This window comes from Actinoplanes sp. NPDC049265 (genome assembly GCF_043197135.1).
In the GTDB taxonomy this organism is placed as follows: Bacteria; Actinomycetota; Actinomycetes; order Mycobacteriales; family Micromonosporaceae; genus Actinoplanes.
In genome coordinates this window covers 1-4,683 of sequence record NZ_JBICSP010000054.1, presented here as the reverse complement: position 1 = coordinate 4,683, position 4,683 = coordinate 1, and the positions used below count along the sequence as shown (strand labels likewise).

Sequence of the window (4,683 nt, the reverse complement as noted above, 5' to 3'; positions counted from 1 at the left end):
GCCTTCATCCTCTACTCGTCGGCCGCAGGCGTGCTCGGCAACGCCGGACAAGGCAACTACGCCGCCGCCAACGCATTCCTCGACACACTCGCCGAACAACGCCACACCCAAGGCCTACCCGCACTCTCCATCGCCTGGGGACTATGGGAAGAAACCAGCGGGCTGACCGCCCACCTCACCGACACCGACCACCAACGCATCCACCGCAACGGACAACAAACCATCACCACCCCACACGGCATACACCTCTACGACACCGCCACAAACCACGGCCACCCACTCCTGGTCGCCGCCCCCACCAAAACCCCGGCCAAGCGCGCACAACCCCGAACCGAGGGCGCCGCCTCACTCAAGACGCGCCTCACCGGCCGTACAACCGCCCAACAACACCGCCTCATGCTCGCCTTCGTGCTCGGCAACGTGGCCTCCGTACTCGGTCACGACTCGGCCGACGACGTGGCCCCGGACAAGCCGTTCAAAGAGCTCGGCATGGACTCGCTGACCTCGGTCGAGCTGCGCAACAGCCTGGGCCGGGCGACGGACCTGCGGCTGCCCGCCACCATCGTGTTCGATTACCCGACCGCGGACGCCCTGGCCGGGCACCTGCTGGAGAGGTTTGGTCGGCCGGCCGCCGCGCCGCGCCCCGCCGCACCGGTCGTGGACGAGGCGCCGGTGAACGAGCCAATCGCCATCGTGTCGATGGCCTGCCGGGTGCCGGGCGGTGTCACGTCGCCGGAGGGGTTGTGGCGGCTGGTCGAGTCCGGCACCGACGCCATCTCCGAGTTCCCCCGCGACCGCGGCTGGGACGTCGCCAACCTGTATTCGCCCGACCCGGACGCGCCCGGCAAGTCGTACAGCATCCGCGGTGGTTTTCTGGACGGTGCGGCCGCGTTCGACGCGTCCTTCTTCGGCATCAGCCCGCGGGAGGCGCTCGGTATGGATCCGCAGCAGCGGCTCCTGCTGGAGACGTCGTGGGAGGCGGTCGAGCGGGCCCGGATCGACCCGAGATCCCTGCGCGGCCGCGACGTGGGTGTCTATGTGGGCGGCGCGGCACAGGGGTACGGGCTGGGTGCGGCCGAGGCGCAACGGGACAATCTGATCACCGGTGGCTCGATCAGCCTGCTGTCGGGGCGTCTGTCGTATGCGCTCGGGCTGGAGGGGCCGGGGCTGACAGTGGATACCGCGTGCTCGTCGTCGCTGGTCGCGCTGCATCTCGCGGCGCAGGCGCTCCGGCAGGGCGAGTGTTCGATGGCGTTGGTGAGCGGGGTGTCAGTGATGCCGACCCCGGACGTGTTCGTGGAGTTCTCCCGGCAACGGGGGCTGGCGTCCGACGGCCGGTGCAAGTCGTTCGCCGCCGCCGCCGACGGCACGAGCTGGTCCGAGGGGGTGGGCGTGCTGGTGCTGGAACGGCTCTCGGACGCCCGCCGGCAGGGACATGAAATTCTGGCCGTGGTACGCGGTACCGCGGTGAACTCCGACGGCGCGTCGAACGGGCTGACCGCCCCCAACGGCGCGTCCCAGCAGCGGGTGATCCGGCAGGCGCTGGCCAGTGCCGGCCTCGGCCCGGCCGACGTGGACGCGGTCGAGGCGCACGGCACCGGCACGACGCTCGGCGATCCGATCGAGGCCGAGGCGATCCTGGCCACCTACGGCAAAGACCGCTCGACGCCGGTCTGGCTCGGCTCGCTGAAGTCGAACATCGGGCACACCATGGCCGCGTCGGGCGTACTCGGTGTGATCAAGATGGTCGAGGCGATGAGGCACGGCGTACTCCCGCGGACGCTGCACGTGGACGCGCCGTCGCCGCACGTCGACTGGGCGGCGGGCGACGTCGCGCTGCTGACGGAGAACCAGCCCTGGCCCGGCGATCGCAAGCCGCGCCGGGCCGGGGTGTCGTCGTTCGGGTTGAGCGGGACCAACGCGCATGTCGTGCTGGAGCAGCATCGGGCGCCGGCCGCACCGGTCACGACGGCGGAGACCGGGCCGCTGCCCTGGGTGCTGTCGGCGCAGAGCCCGGCGGCGTTGCGGGAGCGGGCCGGTCAGCTGGCCACCGCCCTCACCGCGGACCCGGCGTGGCATCCGCTCGACGTCGGGTACTCACTGGCGGCGACGCGTTCCGCCTTCGCGCACCGGGCGGTCGTGGTCGGCGGCACCCGCGAGGATTTCCTGCGTACGCTGGGAAAGCTGACCGACGGCGCCGGCTGGCCCGGCCTGACGAGCGGCACGGCCAAGCCCCGGCGGGTCGCGTTCCTGTTCGACGGGCAGGGCACCCAGCGGCTGACGATGGGCCAGGGGTTGTACGGGAGGTTCCCGGCCTTCGCGCGGGCCTGGGACGCGGTCGGCGCCGAGTTCGCCCGGCACCTCGAACACCCGCTGACCGACGTCTACTTCGGTGGCGGCGCGACGCCGACGGCCGAGCTGGTCGACGACCCGCTCTACGCGCAGGCGGGCATCTTCGCCGTCGAGGTCGCGCTGGTCGAATTGCTGGCCGAATGGGGGGTCCGCCCGGACGTCGTCACCGGGCACTCGATCGGTGAGGCCGCCGCCGCGTACACGGCCGGAATGTTCTCACTGGCCGACGTGACCGCTCTGATCGCAGCCCGCGGCTCGGCACTGCGGTCGGCGCCGACGGGGGCCATGCTCGCGCTCCGGGCCGGTGAGCCGGAGGTACGGGACTTCCTCGACCGCACCGGCGCGCCGCTGGACGTGGCCGCGGTCAACGGTCCGGCGGCGGTCGTCGTATCCGGTGCGCCGGACGCGGTCGACGAGTTCGCGGCGGCGTGGACGGCGTCGGGGCGCGAGGGGCGGCGCCTGAAGGTGCGCCGGGCGTTCCACTCCCGCCATGTGGAGGGGGTGCTCGGCGATTTCCGTACCGTGCTGGAGTCGTTGACCTTCCGTACGCCAACCCTGCCGATCGTGTCGACGGCGACCGGACGCCTCATCGACCCGGCCGAGATGGGCACCCCAGAGTACTGGCTGAGCCAGGTCCGGCGGCCCGTCCGGTTCCAGGACGCCGTCGGGGAGCTGGCCGGGCAGGGGGTGAGCGCCTTCCTGGAGGTGGGCCCGTCCGGGACGCTGGCCTCGGCCGGGATGGAATGCCTCGACGCCTCCTTCCACGCCCTGCTGCGCCCCCGGTCGGCCGAGGACACGAGTGTGCTGACAGCCTTGGCCGAGCTGTACGCGGAAGGCACCGCCGTGGACTGGCCCAGGGTTCTCGCCGGCGGCCGGGCGGTCGATCTGCCGGTCTACCCGTTCCAGCACGAGTCATACTGGCTCACGTCGGCGGCGCCGGAGCCCGCGGTGGCACCGGCCGAGCCGGCCCTCCCGGACGAGCCGCATACCATGTTGGAACTGGTCCATCTGGAGGTGGCGAGCATCCTGGGCATCACCGATCCCGGCGCCGTGCAAGCCGACTCGTCCTTCCTCGATCTGGGGTTCGACTCGCTCAGCGCCGTCCGCCTCCGCAACCGCCTCACCCAGGTCACCGGGCTCGACCTGCCGTCCACCCTGCTGTTCGACCACGACACACCGGCCGCGCTGGCCACCGAGCTGGACGCGCGGATGGACTCCGATGTGGACGCCGCCGGGGTGCTCGACCTGCTGGCCGAGGTCGACGAACTGGACGCCATCGACCTGAGCGCGGATGAGCACCGGGCCATCTCCGAAATGCTGGCCAAGCTGTCCGCGAAATGGAAGGTCAAAGGATGAGTGCTCCCCCGCGTACGACCGCCTTCGACAAGTGGGTGACCATTGCCACCCCTTCGCCGCAGAGCACGGTCCGGCTGATCTGCCTTCCGCACGCCGGCGGCTCGGCGAGCTTCTTCTTCCCGGTCTCCCGTGCGCTCGCGCCGCGAGTGGAGGTGCTGGCCGTGCAGTACCCGGCCCGGCAGACGCGGCTGCGCGAGCCCGGCATCGACAACATTCCCGAGTACGCGGACCAGATCTTCGCCGTGCTCGCCGAACTCGACGACAAGCCCCTGGCCTTCTTCGGGCACAGCATGGGGGCGATCCTGGCGTATGAGGTGGCCCTCCGCATGCGGCAGGCCGGCCGACCGGCCCCGGTTCATCTTTTCGCTTCCGGCCGTCGCGCACCGTCCCGCTACCGCGCCGAACGGATCCACGAGGGTACGGATGCCCAGGTCGTCGCCGAGCTCAAGCGGCTGGGCGGCCCCAACCCGGCCCTCCTGGCCGACCCCGAAATGCTGGCGCTCATCCTCCCCGCCGTCCGCAGCGACTACACCGCCATCGAACGCTACCGACACACACCCGGCCGCCACCTGACCTGCCCCATCACCGCCGTCATCGGCGACCACGACCCGCGCGTCTCCCCCGACGAGGCCCGGTCCTGGTCCGAACACACCACGGGCCCGTTCACCCTGAAGATCCTCCCCGGCGACCACTTCTACCTGGTCGCCAGAGCCCCGGAACTACTCGCCCTCATCTCACACACCCTGACCACCTCCGCCGGCTAGATCCGCCACGGACCCTTCGCCACGGACCCTCGCCGGCCCCCTGGGGGGCTGTACCCGAAGCCTCGATGCCGAAGCCAACCGACCTGTTGTGGGCCGGCGCTACGAGTCGGTGGTGTCGGGGCTGTACCCGAAACGGTGTTTCTGGCCCGATTCGCCGGACTTGAGAGTCGGCGGGATGGGCACTGTGAGTAATGACGTCAGAGATCGTGGA

2 protein-coding genes are annotated in these 4,683 nt (G+C 71.1%); both read left to right on the top strand.

Annotated elements, in window-relative coordinates:
* Positions 1-3,708 (top strand): beta-ketoacyl synthase N-terminal-like domain-containing protein (locus ACGFIO_RS44245; protein ID WP_392837286.1); only part of this gene is annotated, 3,708 nt, incomplete at its 5' end.
* Positions 3,705-4,472 carry a thioesterase II family protein gene (locus ACGFIO_RS44240; RefSeq protein WP_392837284.1) on the top strand — a complete coding sequence of 256 codons (768 nt, stop codon included), beginning with the start codon at positions 3,705-3,707 and terminating at the stop codon, positions 4,470-4,472. The genes ACGFIO_RS44245 and ACGFIO_RS44240, both read left to right, overlap by 4 nt.
* Positions 4,473-4,683: the final 211 nt, after the last annotated feature.

Bases quoted from the DNA above. Each gene is read 5' to 3' on its own strand.
- ACGFIO_RS44240 (WP_392837284.1), top strand. From the start codon at position 3,705: ATGAGTGCTCCCCCGCGTACGACCGCCTTCGACAAGTGGGTGACCATT.